Origin of the sequence: Serratia sp. CY74737 (assembly GCF_052166775.1) — a bacterium.
GTDB lineage: Bacteria > Pseudomonadota > Gammaproteobacteria > Enterobacterales > Enterobacteriaceae > Serratia > Serratia ureilytica.
Genome location: NZ_JBJNOF010000007.1, coordinates 35015 through 53104, shown reverse-complemented (window position 1 = coordinate 53104; position 18090 = coordinate 35015). Strand labels below are relative to the sequence as shown.

Sequence of the window (18090 nt, the reverse complement as noted above, 5' to 3'; positions counted from 1 at the left end):
TCGCCATGCGCTTTTTACTCTAAGCCGCCGCAGAGCGAGCCGAATAACCAGGGATCACTATGCAAAATGTCACGCCTATCTTGATCGACTCCAAGCAGTCAAAACAGGAGAAAGAGGAGCCTTCTTATTCTTTCCTGGGCGGCGTCAGCGGCTTTGTTTTCTACTGGCTGGCGTTCGCGTTGCCGTTTTTGGTTTACGGTTCCAATACGCTGTTTTTCCTGCTTTATACCTGGCCATTCTTCCTGGCGCTGATGCCGCTGTCGGTGCTGATCGGCATCACCCTCAGCATGCTGCTGCGCGGCCGTCTGATCCTGACGCTGCTGCTGACCGGCGCCATCGTGCTGTGCCTGTTCTGGCTGGTGTTCAGCTTCTTGACCGGGTGGTGAGAGAGCGGGCGCCGATGCCGGCGCCCGAAGGATTGCAAAGCGGTGCCGAAGGTTACAAAACTTTGCTCAGAAACGCCTGTGTGCGCGGATTAGCCGGATGGCTGAAGATCTGCTGCGGCGCGCCTTCCTCCTGAATGATCCCCTGATCGATAAACAGCACCCGATCGGCCACCTCGCGGGCAAAGCCCATCTCATGCGTGACCACCACCATGGTCATGCCCTCGTGTGCCAGCGATTTCATCACCGCCAACACTTCGCCCACCAGCTCCGGATCGAGCGCGGAGGTGGGTTCGTCAAACAGCATGATCTTCGGCTCCATCGCCAGCGCGCGGGCGATCGCTACCCGCTGCTGCTGGCCGCCGGAGAGGCTGTTGGGGTAGGCGTCTATCTTGTCGAGCAGCCCGACCTTGCGCAGCAGCTGCTCGGCTTGCACGATGGCTTCGGCGCGCGGCCGTTTCTTCACGCTCACCGGTGCCATGATGATGTTTTCCAACACCGTCATGTGCGGGAACAGGTTGAAGCGCTGGAACACCATACCCACGCTTTCACGCATCTTGTTCAGGTCGGTTTTTTGATCGTGGACGGCGAAGCCGTTGACCTCGATCTCGCCGCCGGAGAGCGTTTCCAGCGCGTTGATGCAGCGCAGGAAGGTGCTCTTCCCGGAGCCGGAAGGGCCGATGACGCACACCACTTCGTTGGCGGCGATCCGGCAGGAAATACCGCGCAGCACGTGGCTCTCGCCGAACTGTTTTTGCAGGTTATGTACGCGAATCACTTTTACCGAACCTCTTTTCCATGTGTTGCACCAGCAGCGAGAGCAGGAAGGTGATGACCCAATAGACCAGCGAAATGGTCAGGTAGGGCTCCCAATAGGTGGCGTAGGCGCCGGAGACGGTGCGGGCGGCATAGGCCAGATCCGCCAGGCCGATGGCGGAGGCTAGCGACGAATCCTTGACGATAGCGATGGCGTTGTTGCCCAGCGGCGGCAGCATGCGCCGGAAGGCTTGCGGCAGGATCACCTGGCGCATGGTCTTGCCGTAGCTCATGCCCAGCGAGCGCGAGGCTTCCATCTGGCCGCGGTCAATCGACTGGATCCCGGCGCGGAAGATCTCCGACACATAGGCGCCGGCGTTGAGCGTGATCGCCACTACGCAGGAGAGAAAGGCACCGTAGTCGGCGCGCAGCGCGCGGGCAAAATCGACGCTCATCAGGCCGCTGGTGACCAGCAGGCCGTCGCGCGGGTTGATGAATAGCGGCACCAGCGCGAAGTGCACCACCATGATTTGTACGAACAGCGGCGTGCCGCGAAAGGCGCTGATGTAAATGCGCACCGGCCACTGAACGCCGTAATGCAGGATGGGTTTCCAGATGCCGTGCGGCGCCTGCGCCAAGCGCCCCAGACCGAGGATCAATCCCCAGGTGGTGCCCAGCAGCACGCAGATAATGGTGCATTTGATGGTCATCCAGGCGCCTTCCATAAACAGCGGCGCGTATTCCTGGATGATCTCCCAGCGGAAGTTCAAGGGGTATTCCTTCTTGGTAGGCTGAAACGGTGGTGCGCCGACGACCTGGCGGGCGCCGGCGACAGGGCATTATTCCGCCGGCAGCGTCGGTACGTTGCTGTCGAACCAGGTTTGGTAGATCTTGGCGTAGGTGCCGTCGGCGATGATTTTCTTCAGGCCGGCGTTGATTTTGTTGCGCAGCTCATCGTTGCCTTTGGCGACGGCGATGCCGAAATACTGGCGTTCGAACTTGGCGTCGGGCACCAGCTTGAAGGCTTTCTCAGGGTGGGTTTTGATGTAGAACTTGGCCACGCCGACGTCGCCGACCGCCGCGCCGATGCCGTCTTCATACAGCTCTTGCAGCATCAGCGGGGTATTGTCGAAGCGTTTGATGGCGGTGCTGTTTTTGCCCAGTGCGTCGGACACCACGATGTCGCCGGTGCTGGAGTTCACCACGCCGACCTTCAGCGTTTTCAACGCGGCAATGGAGTCTACCTTCGAGTCTTGCGGCACCACGATGGCCTGCTCTGCCGGGAAGTAAGGCGCAGAAAAATCAACCATTTGTTTGCGTTTATCGGTGATGGTGATGCCGGAGATGATGATATCGCGATCGCCGGAATTCAGCGTGGCGAAGATCCCTTCCCACGGCGTATTGATCAGTTTTATTTGGAAACCTTCGGCCTTGGCTACCGCTTTGATAATGTCGATGTCGAAACCTTCCAGCTGCTTTTGGCTGTTTTCAAACTCGAACGGCCGATAGGTGCCGCCGGAGCCGACGACGTAGGTAGGTTCAGCCGCCAGCGCGGCGGTGGAGAAGGTGGCTGCCAGGCAGGCGCCGATCAGAACTAAACGTTTTAACATCGCGATCCCCGATAATGAATGGTTATATATTGGAATTATTTATGCACTATGATTGCATAAAAATAAGCTTCAATGAATGAAAGTGCAACCACTGCATGAGGATTATTCTTTCTATGGTGTTAAATATTCACTTCTTGCTTTGCCTTGGCGTAAGCGACGGGTCAGGATGCGATGGTGCAGTGATTCTTGCTGCATAATGGAGGAAGGGCAGTGTGTGTATCAGCGGAAAACGCGGCGCGCGCGCCGGACTAAAGCGGCTTTTTTTGCCGCTTTCGCAGCGGAATTAGGCGATAAACACGGGAATCCTTCATCCGTATTCTGAATTTGGCGTTGAAATGCCGCTCTCAGTGTGGAGTCCAACGAGAAGTTGTGGGATGATTGGTCGGTTTTTCAGGGGGCGGAGATGGGAAAACTTACGCTGCTATTGCTGGCATTGCTCGGTTGGTTACAGTATTCACTGTGGCTGGGCAAAAATGGTATTCACGATTACGTGCGGGTCAATGAAGACGTTGCGGTCCAACAGGGCAACAACGCGAAGTTGAAAGCGCGTAACGATCAGCTGTTTGCCGAAATCGATGATTTGAACGGCGGTCAGGAAGCGATCGAAGAGCGAGCGCGTAATGAGCTGGGCATGATCAAGCCCGGTGAGACTTTCTATCGTCTGGTTCCTGACCAATCCAGACGCAACGCGGCGTCTTCCTCGCAAAATAACGCACAAAAATAACGCATGAATCACTCCGCAGGCACCTTTCCCTCGGTGATTGCCGTCCTGCCCGCTGCCGGTATCGGCAGCCGCATGCAGGCGGAATGCCCGAAGCAATATTTAACCATCGGCCGGCACAGCATCGTCGAACACGCTATCCATGCTCTGTTGCGCCACCCGCGCATTGAACGGGTAATCGTGGCAATCGGCCCGGAAGATCGTCAGTTCGAACGGCTGCCCATCGCTCAGGATCCGCGGGTGACCGTCACCGAGGGCGGCAAACAGCGCGCCGATTCGGTGATGGCCGGGCTGAAACTGGCGGGTGATGCGGACTGGGTGCTGGTGCACGACGCTGCGCGTCCCTGCCTGCACGCCGACGATCTCGAGCGCCTGCTGGCGATCACCGCACACAGCAAGGTGGGCGGCATTCTCGCCGCGCCGGTGCGCGACACCATGAAGCGCGCCGAACCCGGCCGCGACACCATCGCCCACACCGTTGAACGGCAGGATCTGTGGCATGCGCTGACGCCGCAGCTGTTTCCGCTGCCGCTGCTCAAGCAGTGCCTGCAGCGCGCGCTGGATGAAGGCGCGAACGTCACCGACGAAGCCTCGGCGCTGGAGCATTGCGGTTATCATCCGCTGCTGATCGCCGGCCGGGCGGATAACATTAAAGTAACGCGGCCGGAGGATTTGGCGCTGGCGGCGTTCTATTTGACTCAGTTGGACAATTAAGGAGCGCACCATGCGTATCGGTCACGGTTTTGACGTACATAAATTCGGCGGCGAAGGCCCGTTGGTGATCGGCGGTGTTCGCATCCCTTACGACAAAGGTTTGTTGGCCCACTCCGACGGCGACGTTGCGCTGCACGCCGCGACCGACGCCTTGCTGGGCGCGGCGGCGCTGGGCGATATTGGCAAGCTGTTCCCCGATACCGATCCGGCCTTCAAGGGCGCGGACAGCCGCGAGCTGCTGCGCGAAGCCTGGAAGCGCATCCGCGCCAAAGGGTACCGCCTCGGCAACCTCGACATCACGATTATTGCCCAGGCGCCGAAAATGGCGCCGCACATCCCGCAGATGCGCGTCTTCCTGGCGGAAGATCTGCAGTGCCATATGGATGACGTCAACGTGAAGGCCACGACCACCGAGCAGCTCGGCTTCACCGGGCGCGGCGAGGGCATCGCCTGCGAAGCGGTCGCCTTGCTGATCAAGGAATAACCGCATGGATATGGCGAATCTGACCTGGCTGCATGGCCAGCCGCAGAGCACCGGGGTGTTGAAAGCCAATCCGGAAGACTTCGTGGTGGTGGAAGACCTGGGCTTTGCGCCGGACGGCGAAGGCGAGCATGTGCTGGTGAACATCCGTAAAAACGGCTGCAATACCCAGTTCGTGGCCGACTATCTGGCGCGCTTTGCCGGTATTCACGCCCGTTCCGTCAGCTATGCGGGCTTGAAGGATCGCCACGCGGTGACCGAACAGTGGTTCTGCCTGCATATGCCGGGCAAAGACACGCCGGATTTCTCACAGTTTGCGCTGGAAGGCTGCGAGGTGCTCTCGTTCGCCCGCCACCTGCGCAAAATGCGCATCGGCAATCTGAAGGGCAACCACTTTACGCTGGTGCTGCGCCAGATTTCCGATCGTCAGGACGTTGAGCGCCGCCTGCAGGCTATCGCCGCGCAGGGCGTGCCAAACTATTTCGGCAGCCAACGCTTCGGCCGCGGCGGCAACAATCTGGTGATGGCGCGCCGCTGGGCGAACGACGAAATCCGCGTTAAAGAGCGCAGCAAGCGCAGCTTCTACCTTTCCGCCAGCCGCAGTGCGCTGTTCAATCTGATAGCCGGCCGGCGCCTGGCCGACGGCCTGCAGCGCACCGTGCTGGAAGGGGATGCCCTGCAGTTGAGCGGCCGCGGTAGCTGGTTCGTCGCCAAAGCCGATGAGCTGGAGACGTTGCAACAGCGGCTGGATGCCGGCGAGCTGGCGATCACGGCCTCCTTGCCGGGCGATGGAGAGCCAGGCACCGCCGGCCAAGCCTTGGCTTTTGAACAACAATGCTTGGCGGAACAACCGGAATTGCTTACGCTTTTAAAGCGCGAGCGTGTCGAACCCGCTCGCCGGGCCCTGCTGTTGCAGCCGCAAAATTTGCAGTGGAACTGGTGGGATGACGTTACCGTGGAACTGCGCTTCTGGCTGCCGGCAGGCAGCTTTGCTACCAGCGTGGTTCGCGAAATCATGCAGCAGGATAACAGTGATGCGGATATTGCTGAGTAACGATGACGGCGTCAGCGCCCCAGGCATTCAGGTGCTGGCGGCGGCGCTGCGGGAGTTTGCCGAGGTGCAGGTCGTGGCGCCGGATCGTAACCGCAGCGGTTCTTCCAATGCCCTGACGCTGGAGTCGCCGCTGCGCACGCAGACGCTGGCCAACGGCGATATCGCGGTGCTGCAGGGGACGCCGACCGACTGCGTTTATCTTGGCGTCAACGCATTGATGCGCCCTGCGCCGGATATCGTGGTCTCCGGCATTAACGCCGGACCGAATTTAGGCGATGACGTCATCTATTCCGGCACCGTCGCGGCGGCGATGGAGGGCCGGCACCTGGGGCTGCCCGCGCTGGCGGTGTCGCTGAACGGTCACCAACACTACGTGACCGCAGCGGCCATTACCTGCCGCATCTTGCGTGCGCTGCAGCGTGAACCGTTACGCACCGGAAAAATCCTGAATATCAACGTGCCGGATTTGCCGCTGGCGGAGATCAAAGGCCTGCGCGTCACTCGCTGTGGCAGCCGCCATCCCGCCGATAAGGTCTTCTGCCAGCAGGATCCGCGTGGACAAAATCTCTACTGGATCGGGCCGCCTGGTGATAAATTTGATGTCGGGCCGGATACCGACTTTGCGGCGGTGGAACAAGGCTATGTGGCGATCACGCCGCTACAGGTGGATCTGACCGCCTACGCGGCGCAGGAAGTCGTGAAAACATGGTTAACCAAGGCAGAGGTTAGCGGGGAATGGTGAACAAGCGTATGCAAACATTGCTGACGCAGCTGCGTCAGCAAGGGATCCGGGACGAAAAGCTGCTGCGAGCGATCGAAGCGGTGCCGCGCGAGCGTTTTGTCGACGAAGCACTGGATCACAAAGCCTACGAAAACACTGCATTACCGATCGGTTCCGGCCAGACCATTTCTCAGCCCTATATGGTGGCGCGGATGACCGAGCTGCTGAATCTGAAGCCCACTTCACGGGTGCTCGAGATCGGCACCGGTTCCGGTTATCAAACCGCCATCCTGGCGCATCTGGTGCAACACGTTTGTTCCGTCGAGCGCATCAAGGGGCTGCAGTGGCAGGCCAAGCGCCGCCTGAAGCAGCTCGACCTTCATAATGTTTCCACTCGCCACGGCGACGGCTGGCAGGGCTGGGCGTCGCGCGGCCCGTTCGATGCGATCATCGTCACTGCCGCGCCGCCGGAGATCCCGCAGGCGCTGGTTGAGCAGTTGGACGACGGCGGCATTTTGGTGTTGCCGGTGGGCGAGCAGGCCCAAACCCTCAAACGCATTCAGCGCCATGGCAACGATTTCGTGGTCGACGCGGTAGAGGCGGTGCGCTTTGTGCCGCTGGTGAAAGGCGAATTGGCCTAGCGATTGTCTGATTTTTCGACCGTCTGAAAAATCTGTTGCACTTTCATCACGTGCGGATAAGGTTTTCTCGTTTCAATCAGGCTAATTTTCACTAGAATTGGCCTTTCTACGTAGTTGTCTTATGGTGCGGTGACGCCAATGTGGTTAGCATTGGCGCGCGTTTTGATGCTCCGGCGGGAGATGACCTGGCGTTCAGGGATCGGCCGGCGGCGCCTTTACATCGCAGAAACTGGGAAGTGGCAAAAGCTCGGCTACGATGTAAAGGGTATTTTGGATATATCACTGATATTGCTGTCATGGGGGAAGCATGAGCACGGGAAGCCCAATGATTACGTTACGCCGGGTTGCGGTGTGTACGATGGTAAGTTTGTGGTTGGCGGGTTGTACAAACACGGCCTCGACGTCAGCCCCTATCAGCAGCGTGGGCGGCGGCGGCGCCGTTCCATCCGGCAATAATAATGGCGGAGCGCAGCAGGCCAGCCCAGAGGGCCGCATTGTCTATAACCGCAGTTATAACGCTATCCCTAAAGGGAGCTACAGCGGCGGCGACACCTATACGGTCAAGCGCGGTGATACGCTGTTTTACATCGCCTGGATCACCGGCAATGATTTCCGCGACCTGGCGCAGCGCAACAATATTCCCGAGCCTTACAGCCTGAATGTTGGCCAAACCATTCAACTTGGTAATGGTTCTGCCAATGGCGGCGGCGGTATGCTGGCGACGACTGACGCGACCAAAGGCGGTGTTCCGAAGCCACCTTCCAGCACCCAGATCCAGACGGCAACGGTTGATTCTCAATCAACTAACGCGTATTCTGAAAACTCGGGTAAACAGAATGTAGGTAAGATGTTACCTGCAGCGGGCGCCGCAGCGGTTGGGACCGCGACTGCGCCTGTTACCGCACCGGAAGCCGCTCCACCAGTGAGCAGCACCGTCAGCAACAGCGCTCCGGTCAGTACCTGGAGATGGCCGACTGACGGCAAGATTATTGATAACTTTTCCTCATCAGAAGGTGGGAATAAGGGCGTCGATATCGCCGGTTCCCGTGGGCAGCCTATCTTCGCTACCGCCGATGGTCGCGTAGTGTATGCAGGCAACGCTTTACGGGGTTACGGTAATCTAATCATCATCAAACATAATGATGATTACCTGAGCGCCTACGCTCATAACGACACAATGCTGGTCCGGGAACAACAAGAAGTGAAGGCGGGTCAAAAAATAGCCACCATGGGTAGCTCCGGTACCAGTTCAGTACGTTTGCATTTTGAAATTCGTTACAAGGGGAAATCCGTAAACCCGCTGCGTTATCTTCCGCAGCGATAGATTGGGCAGAATACGCTGAGATTCTGCTCGCGGTATCACGGGTAGGAGCAGCATATGAGCCAAAATACGCTGAAAGTTAACGAGTTACATGATGATGCGGATTTCGACGAGAATGGAGCTGAGGCTGAGTCGTTTGATGAAAAAGCGCTGGTAGAAGAAGAGGCCAGCGAGAACGATTTAGCGGAAGAAGAGCTGTTGTCTCAAGGCGTTACGCAACGCGTATTGGATGCGACGCAGCTCTATCTGGGTGAGATCGGTTATTCACCTCTGTTGACCGCAGAGGAAGAGGTCTATTTTGCGCGGCGTGCTCTGCGCGGTGACGTGCCGTCCCGCCGTCGCATGATTGAAAGCAACCTGCGGCTGGTGGTGAAAATCGCCCGCCGCTACAGCAACCGCGGTCTGGCGCTGCTGGATCTGATCGAAGAGGGTAACCTCGGTCTGATCCGCGCGGTGGAAAAATTCGACCCGGAACGCGGTTTCCGTTTCTCCACTTACGCAACCTGGTGGATCCGTCAGACGATTGAACGGGCGATCATGAACCAAACCCGCACCATTCGTTTGCCTATCCATATCGTCAAAGAACTGAATGTTTATCTGCGCACCGCGCGCGAGCTTTCCCATAAACTGGATCATGAACCGAGCGCTGAAGAGATTGCCGAGCAACTCGACAAGCCGGTGGATGACGTCAGCCGCATGCTGCGCCTGAATGAGCGCATCACCTCGGTGGATACGCCGCTGGGCGGGGATTCGGAGAAAGCACTGCTGGACATTCTGGCCGACGAGAAGGACAACGGGCCTGAAGACACCACGCAAGACGACGATATGAAGCAAAGCATCGTCAAATGGCTGTTCGAACTGAACGCCAAACAGCGTGAAGTGTTGGCGCGTCGTTTCGGCCTGCTGGGCTATGAAGCGGCGACGCTGGAAGACGTGGGCCGGGAGATTGGCCTGACGCGTGAACGCGTCCGTCAGATTCAGGTTGAAGGTCTGCGCCGCCTGCGTGAGATTCTGCAGATGCAGGGCCTGAGCATTGAGGCGCTGTTCCGCGAATAACGCCGGTTGTTGAATCGCATCAAATAAAAACGGTGAGCATGATGCTCACCGTTTTTTTATGCCCGCGTTTGACGTCTGACTACACCATATTTTTCAGCCGGTAGATCCATTCCAGCGCCTGGCGCGGCGACAGGGAATCCGGATCCAGCGCCTCCAGGGCTTCTACTGCCGGCGAAGTCTCTTCCTGCAACAGCGTCATCTGGGTGGCATCGACGCTGCCCGACGCGGTGTGGCTGGAGATGGATTCCAGCTCGCGCAGCTTTTGACGGGCGCGCTTGATGACGTCGCGCGGCACGCCGGCCAGCGCGGCGACCGCCAGGCCATAGCTTTTGCTGGCGGCACCGTCCTGCACGCTGTGCATAAAAGCGATGGTGTCGCCGTGCTCAAGCGCGTCCAGATGCACGTTGACCACGCCTTCCATTTTTTCCGGCAGCGTCGTCAGCTCGAAGTAGTGGGTGGCGAACAGCGTCATCGCTTTGATGCGGTTGGCCAGGTTCTCGGCGCAGGCCCAGGCCAGCGACAGGCCGTCGTAGGTGGAGGTGCCACGGCCGATTTCATCCATCAACACCAGGCTGTGCTCGGTGGCGTTGTGAAGAATATTGGCGGTTTCGGTCATCTCCACCATGAAGGTGGAACGGCCGGAAGCCAGATCGTCCGCCGCGCCGACGCGGGTGAAGATGCGATCCACCGGGCCGATGGTGGCTTTGGCAGCCGGAACGTAGCTGCCGATGTGCGCCATCAGCACAATCAGCGCCGTTTGCCGCATATAGGTACTTTTACCGCCCATGTTCGGGCCGGTGATGATCAGCATGCGGCGCTGTGGCGACAGGGAGAGCGGGTTGGAGATAAACGGTTCGCTCAGCACCTGTTCCACCACCGGGTGGCGGCCTTCGGTAATGCGGATCCCCGGCTGGTCGCTCATGACCGGGCAGGCGTAGTTCAGGGTGTCGGCGCGCTCGGCCAGGTTGGCCAGCACGTCCAGCTCGGCCAGCGCGGCGGCGCTTTGCTGCAGTTCCGCCAGGTGCGGCAGCAGCAGATCGAACAGCTCGTCGTACAGGCTTTTCTCGATCGCCAGCGCTTTGCCCTTGGAGGTGAGTACCTTGTCTTCGTACTCTTTCAATTCCGGGATGATGTAGCGCTCGGCGTTTTTCAGCGTCTGGCGACGTACATAGTGGATCGGCACCAGGTGGCTCTGGCCGCGGCTCACCTGGATGTAGTAGCCGTGTACGCCGTTGAAGCCGACTTTGAGCGTATCCAGCCCCAGCTTTTCACGTTCGCGGATCTCCAGCCGATCGAGGTAGTCGCTGGCGCCGTCGGCCAACGCGCGCCACTCGTCCAGCTCGCTGTTGTAACCGGGGGCGATCACGCCGCCGTCGCGCACCAGCACCGGCGGCGATTCAACGATCGCGCGTTCCAGCAGTTCGCGCAGCTCGTCGAACTGGCCTACCTGAGATAGCAGTTGCTGCACATGCGGCGTATCCACATCTTGCAGCAGCGCGCGGATGTCCGGCAGTTGCTGGAAAGCATGACGCATGCGGGCCAGATCGCGTGGACGCGCAGTGCGCAGCGCCAGGCGCGCCAAAATTCGCTCCTGATCGCCCACCTGGCGCAGCGAAGGCTGCAGATCGGCGAACCGTTCCTGCAATGCGCCGATCGCCTGTTGGCGGGCGGTCAGCACCTTGATGTCACGGGTCGGCATGTGCAGCCAGCGTTTCAGCATGCGGCTGCCCATCGGCGTGACTGTGCGATCGAGGATCGCCGCCAGCGTGTTGTCGCTGCCGCCGGACAGGCTCTGCGTCAGCTCCAGGTTGCGGCGGGTGGCGGCGTCCATGATGATGCCGTCCTGCTGACGCTCCATGGTGATGCCGCGAATGTGCGGTAGCGAAGTGCGCTGGGTATCTTTCACGTACTGCAACAGACAGCCGGCAGCGCGCAGCGCCTGATGCGCCTGCTCGACGCCGAAGCCGGTCAAATCGCGGGTGCCGAACTGCAGGTTGAGTTGTTGGCGTGCGGTCTCCAGTTCGAATTCCCACAGCGGACGGCGGCGCAGGCCGTGGCGCTGCTCGATCAGCGCCATTTGTTCGAAGGTTTCCGGGTAGAGCAGCTCGGCCGGATTGGTGCGCTGCAGCTCGGCGGCCATGGTCTCTAGATCTTGCGGCTCGGCGACGCGGAAGCGGCCGGAGCTCACGTCCAGCGTGGCGTAACCGAAGCCGCGTGCATCCTGCCAGATCGCCGCCAGCAGGTTGTCCTGGCGCTCTTGCAGTAGCGCTTCGTCGGTGATGGTGCCGGGGGTGACGATGCGTACCACTTTGCGCTCGACCGGCCCTTTACTGGTGGCCGGATCGCCGATCTGTTCACAGATGGCGACGGATTCGCCGAGTTGAACCAGCTTGGCCAGGTAGTTCTCCACCGCGTGGTGCGGCACGCCGGCCATCGGGATCGGCTCGCCCGCCGAGGCGCCGCGTTTGGTCAACGAGATATCCAGCAGTTGGGAAGCGCGCTTGGCGTCGTCGTAAAACAGCTCGTAGAAGTCACCCATGCGGTAGAACAGCAGGATTTCAGGATGCTGGGCCTTGAGGCGCAGGTACTGCTGCATCATCGGCGTGTGCGAATCGAGTTTATCGGTGCTATTCATGCGATTATTTTTCCAATCCATTGAATGTAAAGGGAACTGTGATTTTCATTGTCGTCATTCGCTATCACATTGTTTCAGCAGGCGTCGCCCCACTCAGCGCTTGGCGGGCGGCGCAAATCAAATCATCAAAACGCCAAACGGCGCACTCAAACCTGAGGTTTGCACAGACGCTTATACTAGCCCAGCGGGCAATCGGCTGTCACAGGTAAAAATGGGAAGCGCTGCGCAAGGCGGGTTTGTAACGCGGTGAGATTGTTGTTCGCCTGCGGGCAACAACGCAAGTGGCCGCCCGGAGTGGTGGTGAAGCTATTGTTCGGGAGTGAGAGGCAAGGGAATGAAGTCCTGTACATTCCTTGATATAATGTCTTCAGCAAATTTGCGAACAGAGGTTGTCATGAGTAACAGCAAAAAAGTGCAGGTGGGTTATGCTAAGCCGTCCCGTACGGACATTGCGCGTTCCGTGGCGACATCAACGGCGGTTGAAACAGGTCAACCCTCAGCCAGAGTTGAAGCTTCTTTAGAAGAAGCGCGTAAAAAATTTGCTCATTTACGCCTTGCCTAATACCTTCTTAGTGCTTGACTGACCCAGTGTTTCATCGGTTCGTAGTTCATGTTCATACCTGAGTGAATCGCTGAGATATATTGGGCTCTGTTTTGTTCCCAGCTTTGATAATCCAACGGTTTATGCCCGCCCTGAACCGCCATCACATCGGCCAACAGCCGTGACAAACGGCCATTCCCTTCTCTGAAGGGATGTATGAGTATCAGTTCAACATGGATTATTGCAATCGCTTCTATCAGCTGTTCTTCGCTCATGGCTGAGCAAGGTGTGTAACGAGCCAGGTATTCCACCTCGAAATCGTCCAGTAGTTTGGGCAATCGCGTCGAAGGGGCAAACATAAAGCCCCCTTTGCTGATATTGACAGTTCTTGCTTGTCCAGCCCATGCATAGATATTGCCTAACCAGCGGCGATGCCAGCCCTTGATCATCTCGACGGTGATTTTCCCTAACGGAAAATGCTGTTCGAAAACGGAATGGTAGAGCTGTTCCAGCAATACCAATTCGGCATCGTCGAGTTCATTGCTATCGGCAATACCCAGCTTGTTGGCTAGAACTTGCTCGCCGGATTCTTTCTCATATTGGCCTTCGCTGCTGGAAACATGGTATCGGCTCATGCTTACGCTCGGTAAATGAGGCGGGAGATAAGGCAAGTATAATCAGCGATACGCGGCGGAATAATTTAATTAAAATCAGGTTGTTAAGTTAGGATTAATCATAAGTATGATTAATGGCATCGAAGTAAATAGTTTCAATTTATTGGATGTTAACGATACAACGCGAGTGGCCGCCCGCTGAGGCGGCGTAGAGGTTATTGCGCGGCGGTGAGAGGCAAGGGCAGTTGATAGATGCGGAAGCTGTCGGGCACTTCGGTTTCATGGCCGGGCAGCAGGCGGTGGCGGATGCGCGACTCGCTGACGAAGGCGCAGCCTTGTGGGGTGATAGTCAGGTTGACCGGCGACTCCATGCCTTCGCGCAAAACCTCAATCCGATGCATGCCGGTCGCTTTTGGCAACGCGATCCGCAGGATCCGCCCTTGGCCGCTCTGGATCCCGTTCTCCAGCACGATCAATGCGCCGTCCGGCGCCAATCCCATTCCGTCCGGGTTTTCAATCAGGCGCGGCAGCTGCATTTCCGTCAGCTGCGGCTTTGGATCGTGATAGCTGAGAGTGTAAAGCTTACCGGTGCCGAAATTGGCGACAGCCATCAGCCGATCGTCGAGCAGCACGATCCCGGCGGCGCCCAGCCCGCTCGGAGCCGCCAACCGCGCATCCTGAAACAGCGTACTGAATGCCGCTTCGCCCGGCCGCAGGCGCAGGATGCCGCCGCCTCGGGTTTCTGTCACGTACACCGTACCGTCTGCGCCGAGCACGATATCGTTGCCCATTTCCCCCGTCGGCAGCGCCAGGCTGCGGTTGAGCGTGCCATCGGCGACGTTCAGCGCATAGATGCGGTTGGCGCGCGATTTGCCGCCGGAAAGGAAGTCCGGCGAATTGCCCCACAGCAACCCGCGCCGTTCGTCCAGCCGCAGCGCGTTTGAGGCGAACACCGTGTCAGCGCCAGGGAAAAAGGTTTCCCACGCTTTACCCGGCCGCTTGCGCAGCACGTTGCCGCTGGTGATCAGGCCGACATACAGCGTGCCGTCCGCCGCGCGGGCGATGCCGTTGGGATAAAGCGCGCCGGGCGGCAGCGTCATGCTGCTTTCGGCGCAGTGGGTATTGGCGGCGGCCTGCGCCGGAGTGGTCAGGGGGAGTGCGGCGGCGAGGGTGAACAACGCTGCTCGCGCGGTAAGCGCATATGACATGTCTTCTCTCCTGGAATGACGGAAAAGGGGCTACCAGCGATCGGGGCGGGCAGTGTGCGCCATCGGCGCCTCCAGCGCGGCCACGTCTTGCGGCGATAAGCTGAGATTAAGCGCCGCTAGCGCATCCTGCAGATGGTGTGGCTTGGACATGCCCACCAGCGGCGATGCCACGCCGGGTTTGGCCAGCAGCCAGGCCAGCGCGATCTGCGCCGGTGGAACGCCGCGCGCGGCCGCCACCTCCGCTACCGCCGCGACGGTGCGTTCCACTTCGTTTCTGCCGCCGTACCAACGTGGCGCCTGTTCGTCGGTGGCGGCGCGCAGCGTGCCGGCGTTGCCGGAACCGGCCAGCACGCCGCGGGCCAGCGGCGACCAGGGCGTCAGGCTGAGCCCCTCCTCCAGACACAGGGGGATCAGCTCCTCTTCATCTTCACGCGTCACCAGGTTGTATTGGCTTTGCAACGAAATAAACGGCGCCAGGTGGTGCTGACGTTGAAAGGCCAGCATTTTCATCAGGCGCCAGGCGTGCAGCGAGGAGGCGCCGAGATAGCGGATCTTGCCCGCCCGCACCAGGCCATCGAGGGTGTCGGCGGTTTCTTCGATCGGCGTTTCGGTGTCGAAGCGGTGCAGCACAAACAGATCGAGGTAATCCGTCCCCAACCGCTGCAAAGAAGCGTCGACGCTGTGCAGCAGGTGCTTGCGCGACAGCCCTCGGCTGTTCGGCTGCGCGTCCATCGGAAAGTAGGCCTTGGTGGCGATCACCACGTCTTCGCGGCGGGCGAACGCCTTCAGGGCGCGGCCGAGAATGCGCTCGCTTTCTCCGCCGGAGTAAATGTTGGCGGTATCAAAAAAATTGATGCCCGCTTCCAGCGCTTCGCGGATAAAGGGGCGCGCTTCGTCTTCCTTCAGCACCCAGGGGCGCCAGGCCGGATCGCCATAGGTCATGCAGCCCAGGCAGAGACGAGACACTTTCAGGCCGCTGTCGCCAAGCCGAACGTAGTTCATGGCATCGTCTCCTCAGCGCGTGCCGGCGATGGTGTAACCGCCGTCCACCAGCAGGCTTTGGCCGGTGATGAAGCGGGCCTCGTCCGTCGCCAACCACAGCGCCACATCGCCGATGTCTTCCGATTCGCCCAAGCGGCCGGCGGGCGTATGGGCGATAAAGGGCGCGAACGCCGCGCTGTCGGCTACGCTGCCGCGCGCCATCGGCGTGTCGATGATGCCGGGGTTGATATTGTTGACGCGGATGCCCTGGCCGCTGTATTCGAGCGCCACCGCGCGGATCATCGCATCGAGCGCCCCTTTGCTGGCGGAGTAGCTGGATGAGCCGGCCAGCGCGCCGTGGGTCAGCCAGGAGGAGGTGTTAACGATCACGCCGCCCGACCGCTGAGCCAGGAAGGTTTCAATCTCGTATTTCATCGCCAGCCAGACGCCTCTGAGGTTAATGGCAATCACCCGGTCAAAATCCTCGCTGCTCTGTTCGGTGATGGGGGCGAAGTTGCCGATGATGCCGGCGTTGTTGAAAGCGACGTCGAGCCGGCCGTAGTGGGCGGTCACCGCGGCGAGCAGCCGGCGGATATCGTCTTCTTGGGAGACGTCGGTCACGATGGGCAGGGCATCGCCGCCAGCCAGCGCGATATCGCGCGCCGTGGCTTCGATCTCCGCCGCGCGCCGGCCGGCCAGCGCCACGTTGGCGCCTTCGCGGGCATAGGCCAGCGCGGCGGCGCGGCCGATGCCGGTGCCGCCGCCGCTCACCAGTACGACTTTGCCCGCCAGACGGCGCGGCGTTTCATGGGTTGGAGCTGTAGCATTAATCATCGCATCGATACCTGGTAATGGGTTCGATCGCAATGCTATGTTGTTAGATGACGGATAACTATCCGCTAAAAATTCATCTCACTATTAGATAATTTATATCAATAGCATGAAGAAACCCGAACTGTCCGGCCTGGCGGCCTTCGTGGCTATCGCCAGTGAACGTAGCTTCCGCCGCGCCGCCGCCCGATTGGGCGTGACGCCGCCGACGCTGACCCACACCCTGCGCGAACTGGAAGCGCAGGTGGGCATTCGCCTGCTGAACCGCACCACCCGCAACGTCTCGCCGCCGACGCTGACCCACACCCTGCGCGAACTGGAAGCGCAGGTGGGCATTCGCCTGCTGAACCGCACCACCCGCAACGTCTCGCCGACGGAGGCCGGAGAGCATCTGCTGGCGCAGCTGGTGCCGGCTTTTACCGACATCGACGCCGCGCTGGAGAGCCTGAATGCGTTTCGCGAAGGGCCACGCGGCCTGGTGCGTATCAACGCGCCGCGTTCGGCGATCGATCTCGCCATCGTGCCGCATCTGGGACGGCTGGCCAGCGAATACCCCGGCATTACGCTGGAAGTGGTGGCGGACGAGGGGTTCGCCAACATCGTCGAGCAGGGCTTTGACGCTGGCATCCGGCTCGGCGAGGATCTGCACAACGATATGCGCGCGGTGCGCCTGACGCCGGATCTGCGTTTTGCCATCGTCGCCACGCCGGATTACTTTCAACGGCACGGTGAACCGACGCACCCGCAGGATTTACTGCAGCATCGCTGCATCGGTTGGCGCAAAGCTTCTTCAGGCGAGCGCTACAAATGGGCTTTTCAGCAGGGGGAGCAGCGATTTTCCGTGGCGGTTAACAGCCCATTGATACTCGATGACGGCAGGATGATGGTGCAGGCGGCGCTGGCGAACGTCGGCATCGCTTTTGCCATCGAGCAGGAGGTGGAAGAATATCTGGCGAGCGGGCGGCTGCGGCGGGTGCTGGCCGATTGGTGCGCGCCGTTTCCCGGTTTTTACCTCTATTACCCCAACCGCAGAAACCATTCCGTGGCGCTGGCCACGGTGATTGAGTTGCTGCGTCTGCCCACGTAATCCTCTTCACCTGCCATCGCGTTCGGATGGCAGTAGGCGAATCAAGCTTGAACTATTTTTATTCCCTCGCCGTTTGTTCAGACGCAAATAAACCCTTAAATTCCCAGCGAGTTTATAACTTGCTGTTTATAATTGCTATTTGATTATTTATTACGAATATTCTGAGTTTTTATCGGTTATTTGAGAGCCCGGTCACACTATTTTTTTGTGCGAAATGTGAAGAGGGTCAATCCATCAGGTCAATGAGAGACGGTTCTGTCTCCTTCTGGCTTACCGATCCTTTTTTCATGCTCCGTATACTGTCTGTAACCAGGGCAACGTGACGGAAATTTTCATAAGGAATGTGCGTGAAGCAATCGTGATTGCATCTGGCATACAAATAACACCGGGTTTTTTTGATTATCTGAGGTGCTTGGTATGGAAAAGAAAAAAATCTATCTGTTTTGTTCTGCCGGTATGTCCACTTCCCTGTTGGTATCAAAAATGAAGGCGCAGGCCGAAAAATATGAAGTGCCGGTGATCATCGCCGCCTATCCGGAAGCGCTGGCTGCGGAGAAGGGGATTGAAGCGGATCTGATCCTGCTGGGGCCGCAGATCGCCTACACCCTGCCGGAAGTGCAGAAACAGTTGCCCAATAAACCTGTTGAAGTCATCGATCCGCTGCTGTACGGCAAGGTCGATGGGCTGGGCGTGCTGAAGGCCGCGGTGGCCGCCATCAAGAAAGCCAATCAATAA

20 protein-coding genes are annotated in these 18090 nt (G+C 59.3%); 12 read left to right on the top strand and 8 right to left on the bottom strand.

The genetic code is table 11. The features are described 5' to 3' along the window. The first annotated feature begins 59 nt into the window (after positions 1–59). Entirely contained in the window at positions 60–386 is a 327-nt protein-coding gene (locus ACJ8PE_RS11630; RefSeq protein WP_171402985.1) for a DUF3561 family protein, read from the top strand. A 52-nt stretch (positions 387–438) separates the two neighbouring features. On the opposite strand, the gene ACJ8PE_RS11625 is transcribed toward ACJ8PE_RS11630, so the two are convergent. From ACJ8PE_RS11625 to ACJ8PE_RS11615, 3 genes are all read right to left on the bottom strand, one after another. After that, complete coding sequence (locus tag ACJ8PE_RS11625) at positions 439–1161, bottom strand: amino acid ABC transporter ATP-binding protein (protein WP_197760778.1); 723 nt, start codon at positions 1159–1161, stop codon at positions 439–441. Next, positions 1145–1864, bottom strand: coding sequence for an amino acid ABC transporter permease (locus ACJ8PE_RS11620; protein ID WP_042706788.1), 720 nt, complete (start codon positions 1862–1864; stop codon positions 1145–1147). The genes ACJ8PE_RS11625 and ACJ8PE_RS11620 overlap by 17 nt, the downstream gene beginning before the upstream one ends. Before the next feature lie 114 nt (positions 1865–1978). Beyond that, a complete protein-coding gene (locus ACJ8PE_RS11615; RefSeq protein WP_197760776.1) occupies positions 1979–2749 on the bottom strand; it encodes a basic amino acid ABC transporter substrate-binding protein in 771 nt (256 codons plus the stop codon). Positions 2750–3152: 403 nt separating this feature from the next. Here ACJ8PE_RS11615 and ftsB point away from each other — a divergent pair, with 403 nt between their 5' ends. From ftsB to rpoS, 8 genes are all read left to right on the top strand, one after another. Then, positions 3153–3473, top strand: coding sequence for a cell division protein FtsB (gene ftsB / locus ACJ8PE_RS11610; RefSeq protein ID WP_016929043.1), 321 nt, complete (start codon positions 3153–3155; stop codon positions 3471–3473). A gap of 3 nt (positions 3474–3476) precedes the next feature. Beyond that, positions 3477–4184 (top strand): 2-C-methyl-D-erythritol 4-phosphate cytidylyltransferase, encoded by a 708-nt coding sequence (gene ispD / locus ACJ8PE_RS11605; protein ID WP_004932598.1) that lies wholly within the window; start codon positions 3477–3479, stop codon positions 4182–4184. A 10-nt stretch (positions 4185–4194) separates the two neighbouring features. Next, complete coding sequence (gene ispF / locus ACJ8PE_RS11600) at positions 4195–4668, top strand: 2-C-methyl-D-erythritol 2,4-cyclodiphosphate synthase (protein WP_004932594.1); 474 nt, start codon at positions 4195–4197, stop codon at positions 4666–4668. A gap of 4 nt (positions 4669–4672) precedes the next feature. Continuing rightward, positions 4673–5719, top strand: a complete 1047-nt coding sequence (truD, locus tag ACJ8PE_RS11595) for a tRNA pseudouridine(13) synthase TruD (RefSeq protein ID WP_033641888.1) — start codon at positions 4673–4675, stop codon at positions 5717–5719. Next, positions 5700–6461 (top strand): 5'/3'-nucleotidase SurE, encoded by a 762-nt coding sequence (surE, locus tag ACJ8PE_RS11590; RefSeq protein ID WP_197793007.1) that lies wholly within the window; start codon positions 5700–5702, stop codon positions 6459–6461. The genes truD and surE overlap by 20 nt, the downstream gene beginning before the upstream one ends. Continuing rightward, on the top strand, positions 6455–7081 hold the full coding sequence (locus ACJ8PE_RS11585; RefSeq protein WP_004932585.1) for a protein-L-isoaspartate(D-aspartate) O-methyltransferase: 627 nt from the start codon (positions 6455–6457) through the stop codon (positions 7079–7081). The genes surE and ACJ8PE_RS11585 overlap by 7 nt, the downstream gene beginning before the upstream one ends. A 325-nt stretch (positions 7082–7406) precedes the next feature. Then, positions 7407–8405, top strand: coding sequence for a murein hydrolase activator NlpD (gene nlpD / locus ACJ8PE_RS11580; RefSeq protein ID WP_033641891.1), 999 nt, complete (start codon positions 7407–7409; stop codon positions 8403–8405). A gap of 54 nt (positions 8406–8459) precedes the next feature. After that, the gene (gene rpoS, locus ACJ8PE_RS11575) at positions 8460–9458 is read left to right on the top strand and encodes an RNA polymerase sigma factor RpoS (protein ID WP_019455119.1); all 999 of its coding nucleotides are present in this window, start codon (positions 8460–8462) and stop codon (positions 9456–9458) included. A 79-nt stretch (positions 9459–9537) separates the two neighbouring features. Here rpoS and mutS read toward each other — a convergent pair whose 3' ends face one another. Continuing rightward, a complete protein-coding gene (gene mutS, locus ACJ8PE_RS11570) occupies positions 9538–12093 on the bottom strand; it encodes a DNA mismatch repair protein MutS (RefSeq protein ID WP_101453864.1) in 2556 nt (851 codons plus the stop codon). Between the two features lie 394 nt (positions 12094–12487). Between mutS and ACJ8PE_RS11565 the strand changes: the two genes are divergently transcribed. Further along, entirely contained in the window at positions 12488–12655 is a 168-nt protein-coding gene (locus ACJ8PE_RS11565; protein WP_162882342.1) for a hypothetical protein, read from the top strand. On the opposite strand, the gene ACJ8PE_RS11560 is transcribed toward ACJ8PE_RS11565, so the two are convergent. From ACJ8PE_RS11560 to ACJ8PE_RS11545, 4 genes are all read right to left on the bottom strand, one after another. Next, positions 12652–13269 carry a Fic/DOC family protein gene (locus ACJ8PE_RS11560; protein WP_089191196.1) on the bottom strand — a complete coding sequence of 206 codons (618 nt, stop codon included), beginning with the start codon at positions 13267–13269 and terminating at the stop codon, positions 12652–12654. The two genes, ACJ8PE_RS11565 and ACJ8PE_RS11560, sit on opposite strands and share 4 nt — an antisense overlap. Positions 13270–13463: 194 nt before the next feature. Next, positions 13464–14456: a Vgb family protein gene (locus tag ACJ8PE_RS11555; protein WP_230079616.1), complete on the bottom strand. Its 993-nt coding sequence runs from the start codon at positions 14454–14456 to the stop codon at positions 13464–13466. Between the two features lie 30 nt (positions 14457–14486). Next, on the bottom strand, positions 14487–15458 hold the full coding sequence (locus ACJ8PE_RS11550) for an aldo/keto reductase (protein ID WP_197793005.1): 972 nt from the start codon (positions 15456–15458) through the stop codon (positions 14487–14489). 12 nt (positions 15459–15470) lie between these two features. Further along, a complete protein-coding gene (locus ACJ8PE_RS11545; protein WP_232099398.1) occupies positions 15471–16271 on the bottom strand; it encodes an SDR family NAD(P)-dependent oxidoreductase in 801 nt (266 codons plus the stop codon). Positions 16272–16377: 106 nt separating this feature from the next. Between ACJ8PE_RS11545 and ACJ8PE_RS11540 the strand changes: the two genes are divergently transcribed. Both ACJ8PE_RS11540 and ACJ8PE_RS11535 read left to right on the top strand, forming a co-directional pair. Continuing rightward, complete coding sequence (locus ACJ8PE_RS11540; protein ID WP_442536762.1) at positions 16378–17355, top strand: LysR substrate-binding domain-containing protein; 978 nt, start codon at positions 16378–16380, stop codon at positions 17353–17355. Between the two features lie 417 nt (positions 17356–17772). Beyond that, positions 17773–18090 (top strand): PTS sugar transporter subunit IIB, encoded by a 318-nt coding sequence (locus tag ACJ8PE_RS11535; protein WP_033641898.1) that lies wholly within the window; start codon positions 17773–17775, stop codon positions 18088–18090.

Excerpts from the sequence above, each read along its gene's own strand:
- nlpD (WP_033641891.1), top strand. The coding sequence starts at position 7,407 with ATGATTACGTTACGCCGGGTTGCGGTGTGTACGATGGTAAGTTTGTGG.
- rpoS (WP_019455119.1), top strand. The coding sequence starts at position 8,460 with ATGAGCCAAAATACGCTGAAAGTTAACGAGTTACATGATGATGCGGAT.
- ispF (WP_004932594.1), top strand. The coding sequence starts at position 4,195 with ATGCGTATCGGTCACGGTTTTGACGTACATAAATTCGGCGGCGAAGGC.
- ftsB (WP_016929043.1), top strand. The coding sequence starts at position 3,153 with ATGGGAAAACTTACGCTGCTATTGCTGGCATTGCTCGGTTGGTTACAG.
- ACJ8PE_RS11615 (WP_197760776.1), bottom strand. The coding sequence starts at position 2,749 with ATGTTAAAACGTTTAGTTCTGATCGGCGCCTGCCTGGCAGCCACCTTC.
- ACJ8PE_RS11545 (WP_232099398.1), bottom strand. The coding sequence starts at position 16,271 with ATGATTAATGCTACAGCTCCAACCCATGAAACGCCGCGCCGTCTGGCG.
- ACJ8PE_RS11565 (WP_162882342.1), top strand. The coding sequence starts at position 12,488 with ATGAGTAACAGCAAAAAAGTGCAGGTGGGTTATGCTAAGCCGTCCCGT.
- ACJ8PE_RS11535 (WP_033641898.1), top strand. The coding sequence starts at position 17,773 with ATGGAAAAGAAAAAAATCTATCTGTTTTGTTCTGCCGGTATGTCCACT.
- truD (WP_033641888.1), top strand. The coding sequence starts at position 4,673 with ATGGATATGGCGAATCTGACCTGGCTGCATGGCCAGCCGCAGAGCACC.
- ACJ8PE_RS11630 (WP_171402985.1), top strand. The coding sequence starts at position 60 with ATGCAAAATGTCACGCCTATCTTGATCGACTCCAAGCAGTCAAAACAG.
- ACJ8PE_RS11555 (WP_230079616.1), bottom strand. The coding sequence starts at position 14,456 with ATGTCATATGCGCTTACCGCGCGAGCAGCGTTGTTCACCCTCGCCGCC.
- ACJ8PE_RS11550 (WP_197793005.1), bottom strand. The coding sequence starts at position 15,458 with ATGAACTACGTTCGGCTTGGCGACAGCGGCCTGAAAGTGTCTCGTCTC.
- surE (WP_197793007.1), top strand. The coding sequence starts at position 5,700 with ATGCGGATATTGCTGAGTAACGATGACGGCGTCAGCGCCCCAGGCATT.
- ACJ8PE_RS11620 (WP_042706788.1), bottom strand. The coding sequence starts at position 1,864 with ATGGAAGGCGCCTGGATGACCATCAAATGCACCATTATCTGCGTGCTG.
- ACJ8PE_RS11540 (WP_442536762.1), top strand. The coding sequence starts at position 16,378 with ATGAAGAAACCCGAACTGTCCGGCCTGGCGGCCTTCGTGGCTATCGCC.
- ACJ8PE_RS11560 (WP_089191196.1), bottom strand. The coding sequence starts at position 13,269 with ATGAGCCGATACCATGTTTCCAGCAGCGAAGGCCAATATGAGAAAGAA.
- ACJ8PE_RS11585 (WP_004932585.1), top strand. The coding sequence starts at position 6,455 with ATGGTGAACAAGCGTATGCAAACATTGCTGACGCAGCTGCGTCAGCAA.
- mutS (WP_101453864.1), bottom strand. The coding sequence starts at position 12,093 with ATGAATAGCACCGATAAACTCGATTCGCACACGCCGATGATGCAGCAG.
- ispD (WP_004932598.1), top strand. The coding sequence starts at position 3,477 with ATGAATCACTCCGCAGGCACCTTTCCCTCGGTGATTGCCGTCCTGCCC.